This window comes from Flavicella sp. (genome assembly GCF_029238425.1).
In the GTDB taxonomy this organism is placed as follows: Bacteria; Bacteroidota; Bacteroidia; order Flavobacteriales; family Flavobacteriaceae; genus Flavicella.
The window spans coordinates 1-17,927 of record NZ_JAQWGB010000093.1 but is presented as its reverse complement, the minus strand read 5'-3'; the positions used below and the strand labels follow the sequence as shown (position 1 = coordinate 17,927).

16 protein-coding genes are annotated in these 17,927 nt (G+C 33.4%); 15 read left to right on the top strand and 1 reads right to left on the bottom strand.

Going from position 1 to position 17,927, the window contains the following annotated elements:
• The 5 genes from P8H68_RS06945 to P8H68_RS06925 all read left to right on the top strand — a co-directional run.
• Positions 1-303 (top strand): SAM-dependent methyltransferase (locus tag P8H68_RS06945; protein ID WP_300322815.1); only part of this gene is annotated, 303 nt, incomplete at its 5' end.
• Positions 303-881, top strand: a complete 579-nt coding sequence (locus tag P8H68_RS06940; protein ID WP_300322813.1) for a bifunctional precorrin-2 dehydrogenase/sirohydrochlorin ferrochelatase — start codon at positions 303-305, stop codon at positions 879-881. The genes P8H68_RS06945 and P8H68_RS06940, both read left to right, overlap by 1 nt.
• 73 nt (positions 882-954) lie before the next feature.
• Positions 955-2,010, top strand: coding sequence for an NAD(P)/FAD-dependent oxidoreductase (locus P8H68_RS06935; protein WP_300322812.1), 1,056 nt, complete (start codon positions 955-957; stop codon positions 2,008-2,010).
• A gap of 4 nt (positions 2,011-2,014) precedes the next feature.
• Complete coding sequence (locus P8H68_RS06930) at positions 2,015-2,341, top strand: 2Fe-2S iron-sulfur cluster-binding protein (RefSeq protein WP_300322810.1); 327 nt, start codon at positions 2,015-2,017, stop codon at positions 2,339-2,341.
• A 149-nt stretch (positions 2,342-2,490) separates the two neighbouring features.
• Entirely contained in the window at positions 2,491-3,672 is a 1,182-nt protein-coding gene (locus tag P8H68_RS06925) for a class I SAM-dependent RNA methyltransferase (protein ID WP_300322808.1), read from the top strand.
• Here P8H68_RS06925 and P8H68_RS06920 read toward each other — a convergent pair.
• Positions 3,659-4,642, bottom strand: coding sequence for an AraC family transcriptional regulator (locus P8H68_RS06920; RefSeq protein ID WP_300322806.1), 984 nt, complete (start codon positions 4,640-4,642; stop codon positions 3,659-3,661). The two genes, P8H68_RS06925 and P8H68_RS06920, sit on opposite strands and share 14 nt — an antisense overlap.
• A 149-nt stretch (positions 4,643-4,791) precedes the next feature.
• Here P8H68_RS06920 and P8H68_RS06915 point away from each other — a divergent pair, with 149 nt between their 5' ends.
• From P8H68_RS06915 to P8H68_RS06870, 10 genes are all read left to right on the top strand, one after another.
• Positions 4,792-5,697: a DUF6607 family protein gene (locus P8H68_RS06915; RefSeq protein ID WP_300322804.1), complete on the top strand. Its 906-nt coding sequence runs from the start codon at positions 4,792-4,794 to the stop codon at positions 5,695-5,697.
• A 13-nt stretch (positions 5,698-5,710) separates the two neighbouring features.
• Positions 5,711-6,193: a DUF2271 domain-containing protein gene (locus P8H68_RS06910; protein WP_300322802.1), complete on the top strand. Its 483-nt coding sequence runs from the start codon at positions 5,711-5,713 to the stop codon at positions 6,191-6,193.
• A 41-nt stretch (positions 6,194-6,234) separates the two neighbouring features.
• Complete coding sequence (locus P8H68_RS06905) at positions 6,235-7,719, top strand: ankyrin repeat domain-containing protein (RefSeq protein ID WP_300322800.1); 1,485 nt, start codon at positions 6,235-6,237, stop codon at positions 7,717-7,719.
• A 4-nt stretch (positions 7,720-7,723) separates the two neighbouring features.
• On the top strand, positions 7,724-8,197 hold the full coding sequence (locus P8H68_RS06900) for a DUF2271 domain-containing protein (protein ID WP_300322798.1): 474 nt from the start codon (positions 7,724-7,726) through the stop codon (positions 8,195-8,197).
• A gap of 54 nt (positions 8,198-8,251) precedes the next feature.
• Complete coding sequence (locus P8H68_RS06895) at positions 8,252-10,672, top strand: TonB-dependent receptor plug domain-containing protein (protein ID WP_300322796.1); 2,421 nt, start codon at positions 8,252-8,254, stop codon at positions 10,670-10,672.
• Positions 10,673-10,683: 11 nt separating this feature from the next.
• Positions 10,684-12,060, top strand: coding sequence for a hypothetical protein (locus P8H68_RS06890; RefSeq protein WP_300322794.1), 1,377 nt, complete (start codon positions 10,684-10,686; stop codon positions 12,058-12,060).
• 13 nt (positions 12,061-12,073) lie between these two features.
• On the top strand, positions 12,074-14,239 hold the full coding sequence (locus P8H68_RS06885) for a PepSY domain-containing protein (RefSeq protein ID WP_300322792.1): 2,166 nt from the start codon (positions 12,074-12,076) through the stop codon (positions 14,237-14,239).
• A gap of 134 nt (positions 14,240-14,373) precedes the next feature.
• Positions 14,374-16,560: a TonB-dependent receptor gene (locus P8H68_RS06880; protein WP_300322790.1), complete on the top strand. Its 2,187-nt coding sequence runs from the start codon at positions 14,374-14,376 to the stop codon at positions 16,558-16,560.
• A 32-nt stretch (positions 16,561-16,592) separates the two neighbouring features.
• Positions 16,593-17,339 carry an HmuY family protein gene (locus tag P8H68_RS06875; protein ID WP_300322788.1) on the top strand — a complete coding sequence of 249 codons (747 nt, stop codon included), beginning with the start codon at positions 16,593-16,595 and terminating at the stop codon, positions 17,337-17,339.
• Positions 17,340-17,433: 94 nt separating this feature from the next.
• A partial coding sequence (locus P8H68_RS06870) for a ChaN family lipoprotein (protein ID WP_300322786.1) occupies positions 17,434-17,927 on the top strand: 494 nt, incomplete at its 3' end.

Genomic DNA, 17,927 nt, shown 5'->3' with positions numbered 1-17,927 from the left:
AGTGAAGATATTGAGGCCGCGGCAAACTCGAATACAACCATCGTAATTTTGATGGGGATGAGTAAACTTGAAAATATTGTGAATATGTTTAAGGCAAAAGGGAAAAATACGATTCCTGTTGCTATTATTGAAAATGGAACCAAAACTCAAGAACGTTTGGCAGTTGGGACTATTGATACCATATTAAACATTGTGAACGAAAAAGGTTTGACAAATCCATCTATTATTGTTGTAGGAGAGACAGTAAAGGAAAGTGAAGTTTTATATAGCCAATTGTTAACTCAAAAAGGAAAATCATTGTAATGCAGAATCAATTATATCCTGTTTTTTTGAAAGTTACCGAACTGAATACATTAATTGTAGGAGGTGGAAATGTGGCGTTAGAAAAATTAACATTCTTGTTAAAATCAAGTCCAGAAGCAAAAGTGCAAATGGTTTCTCCAATGTTTAGAGAAGAAACGATTGCCTTAGCGAATAAACATGGAATTGAAATGTTTGAGCAACCTTATGATGTACGTTTTTTAGAAAACAAACATATTGTAATTGCAACAACAGATTTAGAAGCTGTAAACAAACAAGTACATGCAGATTGTAAAGAAAGAAATATTCTTGTCAATTTAGCAGACAACCCTCCATTCTGTGATTTTTACATGGGAGGTATCGTAACAAAAGGGAACGTAAAAATTGCCATATCAACAAACGGTAAATCACCTACCATGGCGAAACGTTTGAGACAATTTTTTGAAGAGGTAATTCCTGCTGATATTAATGAATTGGCTGAGAATTTAAACGAATATAGAAAAACTATCAAAGGAGATTTTGAAGAAAAAGTGGAAGCTTTGAACGAATTCACCAAAGGTTTGGTAGCGAAGAAGAAATAATTGAATTAGTATAAGGCGAAATAGTATTTTATTACGATTTTTGCAAAACCAAATAAATTAAAATAATTACAAGATGATTGAAACAGATATATTAATAATTGGAGCCGGGCCGGTTGGAATGTTTGCCGTATTTGAAGCGGGATTATTAAAATTACGTTGTCATTTAATTGATGCTCTAGCTGAACCGGGTGGTCAGTGTACAGAAATTTATCCAAAGAAACCTATTTACGATATTCCTGCTTATCCAGAAATTTTAGCTGGTGATTTGGTAAAAAACTTAGCAGCACAAATAGAGCCATTTGAGCCTACCTACACGTTAGGTGAAAGAGCAGATACCATTGAAAAATTGGAGGATGGAACTTTTGTAGTTACTACAAATAAAGGAACAAAACATCATGCACCTGCAGTATTTATTGCGGGTGGATTGGGATCTTTTGAGCCTCGTAAGCCACCTATCAAAGAAATTGTAGACTTTGAAGATAAAGGGGTTGAGTATATTATTAAAGATCCAGAAATTTATAGAGATAAGAGAGTTGTAATTTCAGGTGGAGGTGACTCTGCATTGGACTGGGCAATTTTCTTAGCGGATGTAGCTTCTGAAGTATCTTTGGTACATAGAAGAAAAGATTTCCGTGGAGCTTTGGATTCAGTGGAAAAAGTAGCTGAATTATCTAAAGCAGGAAAAATCAATTTGATTACGGATGCAGAGGTGAAAGAAATTCACGGTTCAGACAAAGTTGAATCAGTAATGATCAAACACAAAACAGAAGGAGAAAACATCAAAGAATGTGATCACTTTATTCCTTTATTTGGTTTGTCACCTAAATTGGGTCCTATTGCTGATTGGGGATTAGAAATTGAGAAAAATGCGATTGTTGTAAATAATGCATTGGATTATGGAACAAACATTCCAGGAATCTTTGCGATTGGAGATGTAAATACATATCCAGGAAAATTGAAATTGATTTTGAGTGGTTTCCATGAGGCTACAATTGCAGTTCAATTTGCTTACAATATCATCAATCCAGGAAAAAGATATGTAATGAAATATACTACGGTAAATGGGGTTACAGGATTTGATGGAGAAAAGAAAGAAGCTAAAAAAGCAGTTGTTAAAACTATAGAGTAACGAAATGTCAGATATTAAAGTAAAAATTACAGATAGAGAAGGTGTTGTTCACGAATTAGACGCTCCAACAGATATGGGGATGAATATCATGGAATTGTGTAAAGCTTATGAGTTGCCTGTGGAAGGAACTTGTGGTGGAATGGCCATGTGTGCTTCTTGCCAGTGTTATGTAAAGTCTGATCACGAATTGCCAGAAATGGGAGATGCAGAAGAGGATATGTTGGATCAAGCTTTTTATGTAGAAGACAACAGTCGTTTAGGATGTCAATTACACATCACTCCAGATATGGATGGATTGGAAATTGAATTAGCACCAGAAAGCGAAGTGTAAATTTTACTTCAATAAAGAAATAAAAATCTCTAATGGAAACATTAGAGATTTTTTTTGTTTTTAAGAAAAAGAAACTATCAGAAATAGTGAGAGAATTAATAAGCTCAAAACCTTTAGATTTCCGTACTTTTGCAATTCAATAGTACACAATGGAGAATAATTTTAAAATGGTTGCTACAACCATGTTCGGTTTAGAAGAAGTATTGGAAAAGGAATTGAAGGATCTTGGTGCTCAAGATGTGGAAGTAGCCAATAGGAGTGTTAGTTTTAGAGGAGATAAAGGCTTTATGTATAAGGCTAATATTGCATTGAGAACTGCCATTAGAATTTTAAAACCGATTCGAAAATTTAGAGTAAGGAATGAAGATGATTTGTACAAAAGTCTTCAGAAAATTGAATGGGAAAAATATTTATCTGTAGATGGAACTTTTTCTATTGGTGCAGTTGTCAATTCTAGAAATTTTACAACGAATTCTCATTATATCTCTTTAAAATCTAAAGATGCTATTGCAGATTACTACCGTCATAAATATAGCAAAAGACCCAATGTAGATTTAAAATACCCGAACCTTAAAATTCATGTACATATCAAAAATGATTTATGTACAGTTTCTTTAGATAGTTCAGGAGACTCATTGCATAAAAGAGGATATAGAAGTTCTACAAATATTGCTCCGATAAATGAAGTACTAGCCGCAGGTTTGGTATTATTATCAGGATATACTGGTGAAGAGAATTTTATTGATCCGATGTGTGGTTCTGGTACTATTTTAATTGAAGCTACAATGATTGCATGTCGTATACCGGCAAACATCAATAGAAAACATTTTGCCTTTGAAAATTGGTTGGATTATGATGAGGATTTGTATTTCATCATTCAAGATTCTTTGTTGAAAAAAATAAGCAGTCCTCACTATAAAATCATGGGCTTTGATAAAGCACCATCAGCAGTTAGAAAGGCAAACGAAAATATTGAAAATGCCAATTTAGCAGATTTTGCTGCAGTACACCATGTGAACTTTTTCAACTCAAAAAAAGAAGTTTTTGGGAAAACTACCATCATGTTTAACCCGCCTTATGGGGAACGTTTGGAGTTAGCCGATTTAGAGGGCTTTTATAAAAATATTGGAGATACCTTAAAATTTGGGTATCCTGGTTCAACGGCTTGGTTTATCACATCTGACTTGCAAGCATTGAAGCATGTAGGTTTGCGAACGTCAAAAAGAATCCCCTTAAAGAATGGAGACTTGGATTGTCGTTTTGTACGTTATGATATGTATGAAGGGTCAAGAAAACCACAAAAAACAGAGTGGGGAACTACTGAGGAATAACCGTTGAGTTATTCTTTTTTCTGTATTGATTTGGGGAAAGCCCCGTGTTTCTTTTGAAAGCATATGAAAAGTGGGCACTTTGTTGGTACCCAACTTTTTCAGAAATAAAAGCTATTGTAAACGTTGTTTTTTTCAATAGCTTTTTTGCGTATTGAATTCTTTTCTTTTGAGAATATTCAAAAATTGTGATACCGTACGATTCTTTAAAATATTTTTTCAGATAGGAGGTATTCAAACCTGCAGTTTTCGAAAGTGCTTCAATAGAAAATTGTGTTTCTAAATTTTCATTGATTTGAATTTTTACTTTTTCTAGTTGTTTATGATAAGGGTGTAAGGTGGTTTCCTTTTTTGGCATAGATGAAAAGTCTATAACAGTGGATAGCAACTCAAACACTTTATTATTTAGATCCATTAACTGGCATAAACCCAAAGATTTTTTTTTGAAAATTTCTGATATGATAGAAGTAAGGTTAGGAGTTATCTCAAATGTAAATCGATCATTAGAGTTCAAAATTGTTTTCAGATAGTTGCGTAGGCTATCATTGAAAATACTTTGGTTGAAATAAGCTTCCTTAAATTCGATGATGATAAAATCCAAAGAGTCAAGATTTTCAATTTTAAATTGATTTTTAGGGATGTTAAAAAATATTCCAGATCGAGGCTCCAGTCTAATGTTTTGTGTTTTACTGGCCCATACTAAAGAATTTTTGGAATTCATATTAAGCACGATATATTTATTCTTTTCCCGAAGGAAATAATTCCTCCCAACATCATTTATTTTATCAATTTTATGATGCTGTATTTTCCATGTCTTAAATTCGATTTGTGTATACTTACCGATAGCTTTTTTAGGGCTATAGGAGTATTCTTCTCTTATAAGACCAAATTCTTCTGTTGAAAAATCTAATCTAGAAGACTCGTTAATAGCGGCATAAAAATCTTGTACAGTGCTCATCATAAATCGCTGCAAAAATATTAATTTAAACTAATTAAAAATAAGGGTTTCTTTATTTTTTCCGAATTGGTAAAAATATTTTCCCATTTCGAACTTTTTCAGGCTTCATTTCGTATAATTTTGCTCTCAAGTATTATTTAGACTTAATAAAAATAAACAAAATAATGAGAACTATAAAAAATGTTTTTTTAGCCACTGTTTTACTGGCAGGAATTAGCTTAAACGCACAATCAAAAAAGAAGAAAGACCAGAATGCCATAAAGGAAATGTGTGGATGTTTTGAGGTTACTTTTAACTTCACTGAAACTTTTGAATATAGTAAAGATTCTTTGTACCGAGGATCAGAGGATAAAATTGCCACTGCAATAGAATGGGCCGGATTAGTAGTTGATGAAAAAAATAAAATTTCAATTCAGCATTTGCTACAAGTTGGAAACCCAACGAATCCTCATATTGTAAAGCATTGGAGACAAGATTGGATCTATGAAAATAATGACTTTTATATGTTTAATGGACACAACGAATGGTTGTTTGATCAGAAATCAAATAAGGAGGTACACAACCAATGGACACAGAAAGTGTATCAAGTTGATGATAGTCCTAGGTATGAAGGTACCGCTACTTGGGTACACGTAGACGGAAAAAGTTACTGGGAGAATACAACTACGGCTCCGTTGCCAAGAAGAGAATATACAAAGAGAAGCGATTACAATGTTACCTTGAGAGGAAACCGTCATGAAATTACAAGCTATGGATGGCTTCATGAGCAAGACAATTCAAAAATAATACGTATTTCTGGGAAAGAGGATGTTGAATTGGCAAAAGAGAAGGGGTATAATACTTATGTGAGATTGGATGATAGTAAATGTGCTGCTGCTAAAAAATGGTGGACAGAAAATGGTGAGAAATGGGAAGTTGTTAGAAATAAATGGAACCAGGTCTACGCAAGAAATACAGATTTAAACTTGGAAACTAAAGTTGATAATAAGGCTTTATACAAACATTTATTCAAAGATGAGGTTTCTGAGGCAAGTCAAATTGATGCGATCATTGAATCCTTTGTAAAGTAATTTTTTTTAAAAAATGAAACTTAAAATTCTAATTGCTGTTACCGTTGTTTTTTCATTGTTGAGTTTTAACAAACTTGTCAATACAACTTCTGTAAAATGCATGATTCAGATGAAAAATTATTCTGGTGAAGCGGCTTATATAGTAATATCTCTCTTGGACAATGAGAATCAATATAAAAAAACACTTTATGTTCAGGGTGATGATGATGAGTGGTTTTCAGAAATCCCCTCTTGGTGGAAATTTTATGGAAAGTATAGACCCAACTTAGATGCTATTTCAGGGGCTACTGTAGGTCCAGGAAAACGTATTGTAAATAAAATTAATATCCCAAAGGATGCTTTTGGAAAAGGCTATAAGTTACGATTTGAAACAGCTGTGGAAGACAATTCGTACTACGAGCAAGATATTGAAATAGAGCTTACTTCAATGGAGGGTTTGAACAAGAAAATTGAAGGGGCTGGATATATTAGGTATGTGAGAATGCTTACGGAATAAACAATCGAGTTGATTCTTTATAAAAAAATAAAATATTTAAAATGAAAATAAAAATTAGCCTATTCCTGTGTATTGCTTTTATCAGCATTTCATGGGCACAAAACAAAAATATATTTCTTAGCAGATCTTTCTGGACACCTAATACAACTATTGAAGAAGTAAAAGCTGGAATAGCTGAAGGAAATGACATTACCGCTTTTGACGAAAATAGTTTTGATGCTGTAGTGAAAGCCATCTTTGGTAAAGCTCCTTTAGAAACCATAGAATTTGCATTGTCATTCAAAGGAAATAGTATTGAAAAGATTACCCATGATAAAAGAACCTACCTATATTGGGCAGCTTATAGTGGTAATGTTGCTTTGGTAGAAAAATTAATTAAAATGAAAGCGGCAGTTGATATTAAAGATTCGCATCAATATTCTCCGATGACTTTTGCCGCTGCTACCGGTCAAACCAATCAAGAAATTTATAAATTATTAATTGATGCTGGTTTAGAGGTCGCAAAAGATAAAGATGGACATGGAGCGAATGCTTTGTTATTGTCCTTGCAACACGCAAAAGATTTTTCTTTGATAGAATATTTCGTTTCGAAAGGAGCTGATTTAAGGGATGTAGATGATGCAGGCAATGGTGCTTTTATTTATGCTTCAAAAGGAGGAAATAAAAAAGTGTTAGATGAGTTGATTTCAAGAGGGCTGCCTTATAAAAATGTAAATAAAAATGGTGGCAATGCCATGCTATTTGCAACGACTGGCTCAAGAAAGGGATATCAATCCCTAGAAGATTTTAAATACTTAGTTTTCTTGGGCGTGAATGCCAATATCACAAATAATGAAGGTGTTAATCCAATTCATAATTTGTCTTATGGGAATAAAGATGTTGAGACGTTTACTTATTTTAAATCACAAGGTGTAGCAGCAGATAAACCGGATAAAAAGGGTAATACTCCTTTGATGAAGGCGGCAGAACGCAATTCTTTGGAAGTCGTTAGCTGGTTAGCTGAGCATAGCAAAAATATCAATCATAAAAATTTAGAAGGGCAATCTTGTTTAACAAATTCTTTAGGAAATGATATTGAGGTTGTAAAATATTTACTGGATCAGAAAGCGGACGTTCAGACTATTGATACTAACGGAAACAACTGCGCCTATTATTTAATCAAATCGTTAAATAGAAGAAATACAAAGCAATTAAGATCGAAGATTGAATTGCTTGGCAGTAGAGGTTTTGATTTTGAAAGTCCACAAAAGAATGGGAATACCTTACTTCATTTAGCTGTGGAAACTAATAATAGCATGGTGCTAAAAGAAATTAGCGAATTTGAAATAGAGATCAATAAGAAGAACGAAGATGGACTTACAGCGTTGCATTTGGCAATCATGACTGCTCAAAATATGGAGATTATCAATGACTTACTATCTCAGGGAGCCGATAAAAATATAACAACTGATTTTGATGAAACTTGTTATGAGCTGGCAAAAGAGAACGAGCTTTTGAAACATCAAAAAATTAATTTTTTAAAGTAATATCATGAAGAAAATAGTATTTCTAGTACTGGAGGTATTTTGTTTTGTTGCTTTTACTACCAAAGAAAATAGTGCATACAAGTGCATGATTCAGATGAAAAATTATGCAGGAGAAGGGGCTTATATTTCAGTTTCATTATTAAATCCAGATGGTTCTTATGCCAAAACGTTGCAAGTATTGGGAGATGATAAAGAATGGTATCCCGAAGTAGATCACTGGTGGGAGTTTTATAAAACTTCTAATCAAAAAATAGACGCAATAACGGGTGCAACAATAGCGGGTGGCCAAAGAAAGATACTATCAATTGTTTTGGATGACGCCACCATAGATGCAGGTTATAAAATACGTTTTGAAACTTCTGTGGAGAACAATGAATATTATAAAGACGATGTGGAATTTGAATTGACTTCTAACACAGTCAAGACAAAAACGGAAGGAAACGGTTTTATTAGGTACGTTAGAATGATGCCTAAATAATCTCTGTATCCAAGGACTAATTAAATTTTCCAATAGCTTAGAAAAGCCACTGAAATGAAGTATTGTACTATTCTTTTCTTCTTACTGTTAACATCTTTTGGGTTTTCACAAAAATGCTCTGTAACTGGGGTGGTGAACTTTAAAAATGGGACACCGGTTCAGCTGGCTTCTGTATTTGTTGCGAATTCTCCGAGTTATGCCTATTCAGACCATGCTGGTCATTTTGAATTGACAGGTTTGAAGCTAGGAAAGAACACTGTTTATTTTCAGTATTATGGCAAGGAACCAGAAAAAGTTACTGTAACCGTAGATAAAGAAGCCTCTTTATTGAATCACACTTTTGAGTTTAATGAAGAGAATGAGTTGACGGAAGTTTTAGTTCTCGGCAAATCTAAAGAAGCAGAAATAGAAAGTAGAGGTTTTGCTGTAAATGCAATTAGTACAAAGGCCTCGGAATTACAATCTATACAAGCTGCAGACGTGCTGGATCGATCTTCAGGGGTTCGTATCCGACAAAGTGGTGGAATTGGTTCTAGAATGAATTTTAATATCAATGGATTGTCAGGAAATGCAATTAGAGTTTTTATTGATGGTGTGCCTATAGAGTCCTTTGGCCCTTCTTTTTCTTTAGCGAGTATCCCAACAAATTTAATTGAGAGAATAGAGGTGTATAAGGGAGTTGTTCCAATTGAATTGGCTGGTGATGCTTTGGGAGGTGCTATAAATGTAGTTTTGAAAAAAACTGGAAATAAAAACAAATTATTTGCTTCTTATTCGTTGGGATCTTTCAATACAGATCAAGTTAGTATTGCAGGAAATTATTACAATGAAAAGACAGGTTTTATTTTTAGAGCTTCTAGTTTTTACAATTATTCTGATAATAGTTATCGAGTTTGGGGAAATCAAGTTTATACAACCAATCCAACTACCGGAGACATTACTTACTTGAAAGCAAAAAGATTTCATGATGCCTATTTGTCTGTTGGAACAAAAGCAGAAGTTGGGCTAATGAATAAATCTTGGGCAGATGAATTGTTGTTTGGGATTATTTATTCTGAGTTGGATAAAGATATTCAACATGGTGCTACAATGGAATCTGTGTACGGGAATAGAAATTATTCTCAGGATACAAGGTTGGCGAGCCTTTCTTACCGAGATAAAAGTTTTTTGTCCAATAAAAAATGGTCTGTCGATGCGTTTTCATCTTATTCAAAATTAACAAGAAAGATAACAGATACCATTCCGTATATTTTTGATTGGGATGGCCTTAGAAAAAAGAAATATGATTCTGAGGGGAATTTTATAGGGTATTATGAATACGCCTCTGGTGCTGAGGCGGGCAATCCTACTTTGCAAACAAGTGTAGAAGAGATCGCAGTAGCTAGAGTCAATATGTCCTATGAAATCAATGCAAATAATAAAATTTCTATAAACCATCTATACAATCAATTTACAAGAGATTCTAAGGATCCCTTGAGACATGTTGATATTAGAGACAGAGAGGATATTAGATACACAAAAAAAAATATTTTCGGAGTTGGGTTCAATAATAGCTCTTTTAAAAATAAATTAACGACTTCGGTTTTTTATAAAAGATTTCATCAGAATATTCAAATTGTTGAATATAAAAAAGAAGGGAATGATCCCGTTGCCTATAATAATATCAATAGATCTGTAAGTGCAGATGGTTACGGAATCACTTTGGCATACAAAATTGCTCCTAAAATTTTAGTACAAACTTCTGCAGAAAACACCTTTAGATTACCAGTTGCTGGTGAGTTGTTTGGGAATTTGGCTGAAAGTTTAGAACCTAATTATGATTTAGAGCCAGAGAAGAGTTTGAACTTAAATCTTGGATTGACACTTGGAACGTACACTGTGGGGGTCCATGATTTTAGTTTCAAAATAAACACCTTTATAAGAGATACAAAGGATAAAATAAAATTAAATGTTCGAGAGGATAGTACAGATGAAACTACGGAATATATAAATGATGACAATTATATCAGTAGTGGATTTGATCTTGATCTTTTTTATTCTTTCAAAAGAAAAATTGATTTCAATGGAAACGTTTCTGTTTTTAATTCACGATTTAAAACCCAATTTGATGAAAATGGTTTGCCCTATGCTTGGTATCAAGATAGGGAAAGAAACGCTCCATTTTTTACTGCAAATGGAAATGTAAGATATCTGACAGAAAACCTATTTCAAAAAAAAACGAAAACCAATTTTACGGCAAACTTGGGCTATGTTCATTGGTTCTATAGAGATTGGGAATCATTAGGTGGTGCAGGAAAAGATATCATTCCTACGCAACTTGTATTTGATGTTGGAGTTACCCACATGTTTCCCGATCAAAAAACAAGTGTATCCTTTGATACAAGAAACCTTTTTGACCAACAAGTTTTTGACAATTATGCCCTTCAAAAGCCGGGACGCGCTTTTTATTTAAAAATAAATTACACAATTTTTTAAAACATATAAATATGAAAAACCTACAATTAAATTTTTTAACGACAAAAAAAGTACTGCTCGGAGTATTGTTTGCAGCGGCATTTACAACTTCATGCGAGGATGCGGAAAAAATAGACGATTTAGATTTGAAAGAACCTACAGAAGGAAGAACACATTTTACCTTGGCTCTTTCAGCTAGTCCAACAGGTGAAACCAAAGTATACACCCAAGCACATGAAAATGTAGGGAGTGAAATCACGGTAGATTACACTGGAGTTGGTTTTGAAATGCCTTCCACTAGAACGGCAAGAATATTTTCTTCAGCGGATGGAAAGTATGTTTACAATTTAGATTATGGAGGTGGAAGAATTTATAAATTCTCTGTTGATGGATTGCAAACGTATACGCAGCAATTCGAAAAAAATGTTGAATTTGCTATGGGTACAGCTTATCCAAGATGGACAAAGGCAAGTGAGTCTTCAGCTTCAATTCATTATGCAGATGGTTCTAATGCAGTTCGAGTATTTGATGCAAACGATCCAACAAAGTTTGTCAGGTCTGATGTGCAATTGAATGTAATGAGTGTTGATTTAGAAAACCTTTCTTTTGGAGCGATTGAAAACATTGCCATTCCAGTAAGTGATAACGATTTGGTTCCGTATACAATAAATGTGGAGGGTACAGATTATGATCACTACAACTATACGAATAGAGTTGATTCACCGGTTATTGCAGGTGATAAGATTTATTATGGATTAAGTAAAGGAGCTTATAGCCCAGAAAATCCATGTACGGGTAGCGGATGTCCAGGAGCAGTGTATACTAATGTTGAAACCTTGGTTTTAGATTATCCTACATTGACAAATCCTAAAATTATTGCGACAGATATGGCTCAAGGAGCAACGAATGGTTACAGAACACCAGTTGCTTATACAGACGATTTAGGCGATGTATATCAAATAATTTCGGTACCAGATAATAATTATGATACCCATATTCTAAAGATTAGCAATGGTGATTATGATGCTTCTTATGATTTTAATTTATCTGATTTGCTTGGATTCAATGTAGCTTCTAATGGATGGTTTTATGTTGGGAATGGAATTGGATATGTGCCTTATGCAAATACAGATCTTAGCGATGATTGGTTCAATGCTTCGTTATGGAGTATTGCAAGGGTGGATGTATATAATAAAACGGTTGTCAATTTGAATGTGCCAAAAGATTTGTGGTTGACGCAATACCAGAACGCTGTAGTAAAAGACGGAAAGTTTTATATGTCGATCACTCCAACTGGGGTTGATGGGAATGTATATATATTCGATATCAACTCTGAAGATCCAAATGCTTTTGAAAAAGGAGCCGTTTTGAAAAATTTAGCAGAAGGTACTTTTATTGGTATCTACTAAAACAATTAATTGAATGATTATTTCTATTTGGAGATACAGCCATTTTTCTTTGACTGTATCTTCTTCTTTATTTTTATTAATAGCCACTTTAACAGGTGTTGTATTGGCTTTTGAGCCTATTGAAAATCAAATTTTAAATGATTATTCAACGGAATTACATACCATCACAATTGATGAAACCATTCAAAATTTAAAAAAGAACCATCATGAAATAATTTCAATTGAGGTTCAAAAGAACGATGCTGTTGTGGCCAGTTTTATCAATCAAGAAGGCAATTTAGAGGAAGCTTTTGTAAATCCAAAAACAGGTGAAGTATTAGGTTATCCAGAGAGCAGGGCGTTTGTATATCAATTTTCTACCTCACTACATCGTTCCTTATTCTTAAAAAAAACGGGTCGGTTTTTTGTAGGGTTGACCTCATTTTTATTGTTTTTAATAAGTGTTTCAGGCTTTATTCTAGTCTTAAAAAGGCAAGGTGGTTTCAAAAAAATATTTTCAACAGTAATAGATCAAAAACTTTATCAATATTTACATGTTGTTTTTGGAAGATTAGTGATTTTACCTATTATGATTGTTACGCTAACGGGTGTTTATCTATCTCTTGAAAAATTTAACCTGCTACCGTCTTTTCAGAATAATACTTCTAAAAAAGAAATAATAGCAAAGGAGAAAGCAAATAAAGATGATAGGTTTTTCAACGCAACCACTTTAGCAGAAGTAAAGCATATAGAGTTCCCTTTCTCAACGGACCAAGAAGATTTTTATACCGTATATCTGTTAAAGTCGGAAGTTGAGGTGAATCAAGTAACGGGATTTGTTGAATCTCAAATAGAGTATCCTTTCACAAAAATAGCCTCTTACTATAGTTTGATTTTACACACCGGACAAGGAAGTTTTTGGTGGAGTTTGGTCTTGTTATTGACCTCGGTGTCTATTTTATATTTTATGTACTCGGGGTTTAAAATTTCTATGGAAAGGATAAAAAAATCAAAAAGAACCGAAAATAAATATTCTAAGGACGATGCAGAATATATTATTCTATATGGTTCAGAAAATGGTACTACATATTCTTATGCAAAAGAATTTTACAAGGCTCTTTTAGGAGCTGATAAAACAGTTTTTTTAGACCAATTGAACAATGTTTCTATTTACAAAAACGCACAAAATTTAATCATTTTTGCCGCGACTTATGGGGAAGGAGATGCTCCGTTTAATGCAAAGCATTTTTTATCGATACTTAATAAATTGAAATTAACCTCAAATTTAAAATATGCAGTGGTAGGTTTTGGTTCCAAAGAATATACGGACTATTGTCAATTTGCCATTGACATAAACCAAGTGCTCCAAAAAAAAGAGGGGTTTGTTAAAAAGATGCCTCTTCATAAAATTAACAATCAGTCTTACGAATCTTTTTCTGAATGGTTGTCTCTTTGGAATAGAAATAATAATTTAGAATTGACAGTAAAAAATCCAACAGCTACAAAAAACAAAAACATAGAGATGTCTATTGTGTCTAGGACAGCAAAAAATGTTGACGATACTTTTTTATTGCAATTACAACCTTCCAAAAAAATAAAATTTAAATCAGGAGATTTATTAGGAATAACACCCGAAGATCAAAGAGTTCGTTATTACTCTATATCCAAATATAATAAGCATATTCTGTTGAGCATTAAAAAGCATGAATTAGGAGTGGTATCAAATTCTTTATACGAATCCGATGTCAATAGCTCTTTAAATGCAAACCTGCAAAACACAGATTTTCATTTTCCTAAAAAAGCAAAAGACGTTATTCTCATGGGAAATGGTTCGGGTATCGCACCATTTATTGGAATGATAGATGAAATAAAGAAAAAGCAATCGGTTCATATGTTTTTAGGAATGAGAACAGAAAAATCTTTAGAGTTGTATAAGCCTTATCTTAAAGAATCAAAACTTAAAAGTATTTCCATAGCCTACTCTCAAGAAGATCAAAACTTATATGTTCAAGATGTATTAGCTTCGAAAGAAAAGTTTCTGAAAAGAATGTTAGACAAAAAATCCGTGATCCTAATTTGTGGATCTATACAAATGGGAAAATCTGTACTGCAAGTTTTAGATACAATTTTGTTAGAAAACTTTAATTATGATACTTCTTATTTATTGGAAAGTGGTCAAATCAAAATGGATTGTTATTAAATGTTGTAATCTAATTTTCTTAAAAGAAAATTGTTTCTGTATTCGATATTAGTTTTTCCTAATTCGATAGTCTTAAAAGTAAGATCCATCTATTTTTGTGCTAAATTAATTTGGACTCAATATAAATAGAATTTATGAGACAATTTGTTCTTATTCTCTTATTACTACTTTCAACTGTCAGTTTTTCGCAAAAATTTGTTCAGCTACAGGTGTTAGATAAAACAGAAAATTTTCCGTTGCCCGGTGCACATATCTGTTTGGTATCAAAGAATTCTGCACCAAAATATTATGCGGCAGATATTGAGGGTACTGCAAAAATAGAATATATAGAAGCTGCCGAAATTACAATTTCCTATATGGGGTACATCACGGAGACCTTTCCTTTAAAAAAGAAGACAAGTAATAAAATTGGCCTAAAAAAAGATTTAATGAGTTTAGAGCAAGTTGTTGTCACTGCTACTGTAGTTCCCCAAAAAGTAGATCAGTCTATCTATAAAGTTCAAGTTCTTTCTTCTAAAGAAATGGAGAAACAAGGAGTGCAAAACGTTCGAGATGCATTGCGTTTTCAGCCCAATATCAATTTAGTTGAAGATGGTGTTTTGGGGTCTCAAATAATAATGCAAGGTTTAGAAGGACAACATGTGAAATTTTTAATTGATGGGATGCCAATTATTGGGAGGCAAGATGGGAATGTAGATTTATCCCAGATCGACATGACTCAGGTAGATCATATTGAAATTATTGAAGGTCCGATGTCTGTTGTTTACGGTTCCAATGCTTTGGCCGGAACTATAAATATCATCACCAAAAAAAATAAATATTATACATTATCTGGGAATGCTACGGCATATGCTGAATCTGTGGGCCAGTATAATGCAAGCATGAATCTTCAAGGGAAAGTCGGCAAGTCGAGTTTTGGGATTTCTAGTGGATATCGATTTTTTGAAGGATATGATTTGAATTCCTCCAATAGGAGTATGGATTGGAATCCTAAAAACCAGATCAATGCAGAAGGATTTTATGGTGTGAAAATAAAAGGTTTTGACACCAAGTTTGGAGTTCGGTTTAGCGGAGAGGATTTGACCTATAAAGGAGAATATAGAGAAGGACCAAGGGCAATTGACACGCAGTTTTTGACAGATAGAGTAACGTATTATGGACAATTTTCTACCAAGTTCAATTCTAAACAAACACTAACGGGGCTCCTTTCTTACAATACCTATAAAAGAACTGGGCAAGAGTATGTGGTTGATGATTTACAAAATTCAGAAGTTAAAAAAGGAGATGCAACAGAGGATGCATTTGAAACTTTAAATGGGCGTGTATCTCATGGCGTCGACCTTTCTTCAAAGTTAAAATGGCAGATAGGTTATGAACTAACAGACGAAAAAGGAAGCGGAGAAAAAGTAGTGGAAAATAATGGTTTGACAGAAAATGCTATTTGGACTGATGTGCAGTTGAAGTTGACAGAAAAATTAATCTTTCAACCCGGACTCAGGTATTTACATCATAATGTGTACACGGCTCCCTTAATCTATTCTACTCATTTAAAATGGAACCCAAATGCAACATGGCAATCAAGAATTTCATATGCAAAGGGATTCAGAGCACCTAGTATGAAAGAATTGTATATGGATTTTGTGGATACCAATCATATGATTTTTGGAAACCAAGATTTGCTTCCTGAAACGTCGCATAACATCACAGGAAATATTAGTAAAACGTTTCATTTTTCTGATGCCGCTATGTTGAGGTTCAACGTTTCTGGTTTCTATAATTATTTAACGGATGTCATTGAATTGACAACAAGTGAGGAAGACAACCAAGCTTATTTTTATAGAAATATTTCTGAAAAGAAAACACAAGGAGGAAACATCTCCCTAAACTATGGTGTACAAAATTTTAAGTTACAAACAGGCGTGGTTCTCACCGGAATTGGTTACGATTTGAGAGATTCAAACAATTTCAACTTTAGTTATGCCACAGATTTTACGGGAATGATAGGATATACGTTTAGAAAACAGGAGCTATCCATGCAATTTGATTATAAATATACAGGAGAGCGTGTTCAATTAATCTTAGATGCTACTGATGAAATCCAAGAAGGTTCTGTGGAGGGATATCAAATGTTGAATTTTTCTACAACTAAAAATTTCTTCAATAAAAAGTTAACACTAACAGCAGGAGCAAAAAATATTTTGGATGTAAAAACTGTTGCGAACTCAACTTCAGGTGGTGCTCATTCATCTGGAGATGGACGCTTAATTGCTTGGGGACGCAGCTTTTTTATATCCATAAAATACAACCTAAATAAAATTTAATAAAAATCAATTAATTACTAAATATCTAAAAAATGAAAAATTCAATTATTACAAGTATACTATGTTTTTTCTTGCTTATGGCATGTGGTGAAGATACAGATCCGATCATTCCTCAAGAGCTGGGTTTAGATGGTTCTTCTTATAGTTTACAAGTTTCTTTACACAGTAGCCCAGAGGTTTTTGTGGAAGGTTTCAATCACCATACCCAGCAAGTAGAGCAAATTCAATTGGACTATAATCGTCAGGTTTTTGTAGATTTAGATGCCGCTTCAGAAACGTCAAATGCAGATGTTTTAGGAGTGCATTATAATGACGAGGCCTTTGTGAAATTAGACGTTTGGGACGATACCAAAGATCATGCACAAGGTATTGATGGTTGGGATATCGTATTGGCTAATTACAATGGAAGAACGGATGACGGATCGGGTACTTTGGTTCCTTATAGTTTAACAGGTGCGTTGATAAATAAATCACAAACCACTGCTATCAGATTGAATAAAGAAGAAATAGAAGGGGCAAATGAAACATTTATAGCTTATGATGATATTACTTATCAAGATGCTGTGAAAATTACATTAAGTGAGGAAGTAGACGCTGTTGGAAGTGATTGGAAAAAATTAGATTTCGCCACTTTTACTTATAATATTGTACAAGATCAGTATTATATTATCAAATCTACTGAGGGAGTATTTTTTAAGTTGGCTTTTACAAGTTTTTACGATGAGAATCTAGATAAAGGAAATCCAAAGTTTCTTTTTCAAAGAATTTTGGCAGAATAAAAAAATAAAAATACCCCTAAATAAAAAACTGTAATCAATTGAAATGAATGCAGTTTTTTTATTTTAGAGGATCTTAATAGAGAAATTGAATCAGATGAAAAAAATAGTTTTTTATATTTTTGTGTTAGTAGTATTTATGAACCTAAAAGCTCAGGATGCTTTAAAGCCTTATGAGATTTTTGATAAAGAAGGGCATCGTGTTTCATTTGAGACAATGGCGGATTCTTTGCTGAAATATGATGTTGTGTTTTTTGGAGAATTACATAACAATCCTATAGCACATTGGTTACAAGTAGAACTAACAAGTAAACTAGCCTCTTTAAAAGATAATGAAATTGTATTGGGTGCTGAAATGTTTGAAAAAGACAATCAGCTGATTGTTGATGAATATTTATCTGGGCTGATTAAAGAGAAAACTTTGATCAAAGACGGGAAAGCTTGGGATAATTATAAAACGGACTATGCGCCCTTGGTAAATTTCGCAAAAGATAATTCAATACCATTTATCGCAACCAATGTCCCCAGGCGATACGCTAGTTTGGTTTCAAAAAAAGGTTTGGACTCTTTAGAATTGGTAAGTAAAGGAGC

What these genes read in the sequence shown, in the direction of transcription:
- P8H68_RS06940 (WP_300322813.1), top strand. Translation starts at nt 303, where the DNA reads ATGCAGAATCAATTATATCCTGTTTTTTTGAAAGTTACCGAACTGAAT.
- P8H68_RS06935 (WP_300322812.1), top strand. Translation starts at nt 955, where the DNA reads ATGATTGAAACAGATATATTAATAATTGGAGCCGGGCCGGTTGGAATG.
- P8H68_RS06930 (WP_300322810.1), top strand. Translation starts at nt 2,015, where the DNA reads ATGTCAGATATTAAAGTAAAAATTACAGATAGAGAAGGTGTTGTTCAC.
- P8H68_RS06925 (WP_300322808.1), top strand. Translation starts at nt 2,491, where the DNA reads ATGGAGAATAATTTTAAAATGGTTGCTACAACCATGTTCGGTTTAGAA.
- P8H68_RS06915 (WP_300322804.1), top strand. Translation starts at nt 4,792, where the DNA reads ATGAGAACTATAAAAAATGTTTTTTTAGCCACTGTTTTACTGGCAGGA.
- P8H68_RS06910 (WP_300322802.1), top strand. Translation starts at nt 5,711, where the DNA reads ATGAAACTTAAAATTCTAATTGCTGTTACCGTTGTTTTTTCATTGTTG.
- P8H68_RS06905 (WP_300322800.1), top strand. Translation starts at nt 6,235, where the DNA reads ATGAAAATAAAAATTAGCCTATTCCTGTGTATTGCTTTTATCAGCATT.
- P8H68_RS06900 (WP_300322798.1), top strand. Translation starts at nt 7,724, where the DNA reads ATGAAGAAAATAGTATTTCTAGTACTGGAGGTATTTTGTTTTGTTGCT.
- P8H68_RS06895 (WP_300322796.1), top strand. Translation starts at nt 8,252, where the DNA reads ATGAAGTATTGTACTATTCTTTTCTTCTTACTGTTAACATCTTTTGGG.
- P8H68_RS06890 (WP_300322794.1), top strand. Translation starts at nt 10,684, where the DNA reads ATGAAAAACCTACAATTAAATTTTTTAACGACAAAAAAAGTACTGCTC.
- P8H68_RS06885 (WP_300322792.1), top strand. Translation starts at nt 12,074, where the DNA reads ATGATTATTTCTATTTGGAGATACAGCCATTTTTCTTTGACTGTATCT.
- P8H68_RS06880 (WP_300322790.1), top strand. Translation starts at nt 14,374, where the DNA reads ATGAGACAATTTGTTCTTATTCTCTTATTACTACTTTCAACTGTCAGT.
- P8H68_RS06875 (WP_300322788.1), top strand. Translation starts at nt 16,593, where the DNA reads ATGAAAAATTCAATTATTACAAGTATACTATGTTTTTTCTTGCTTATG.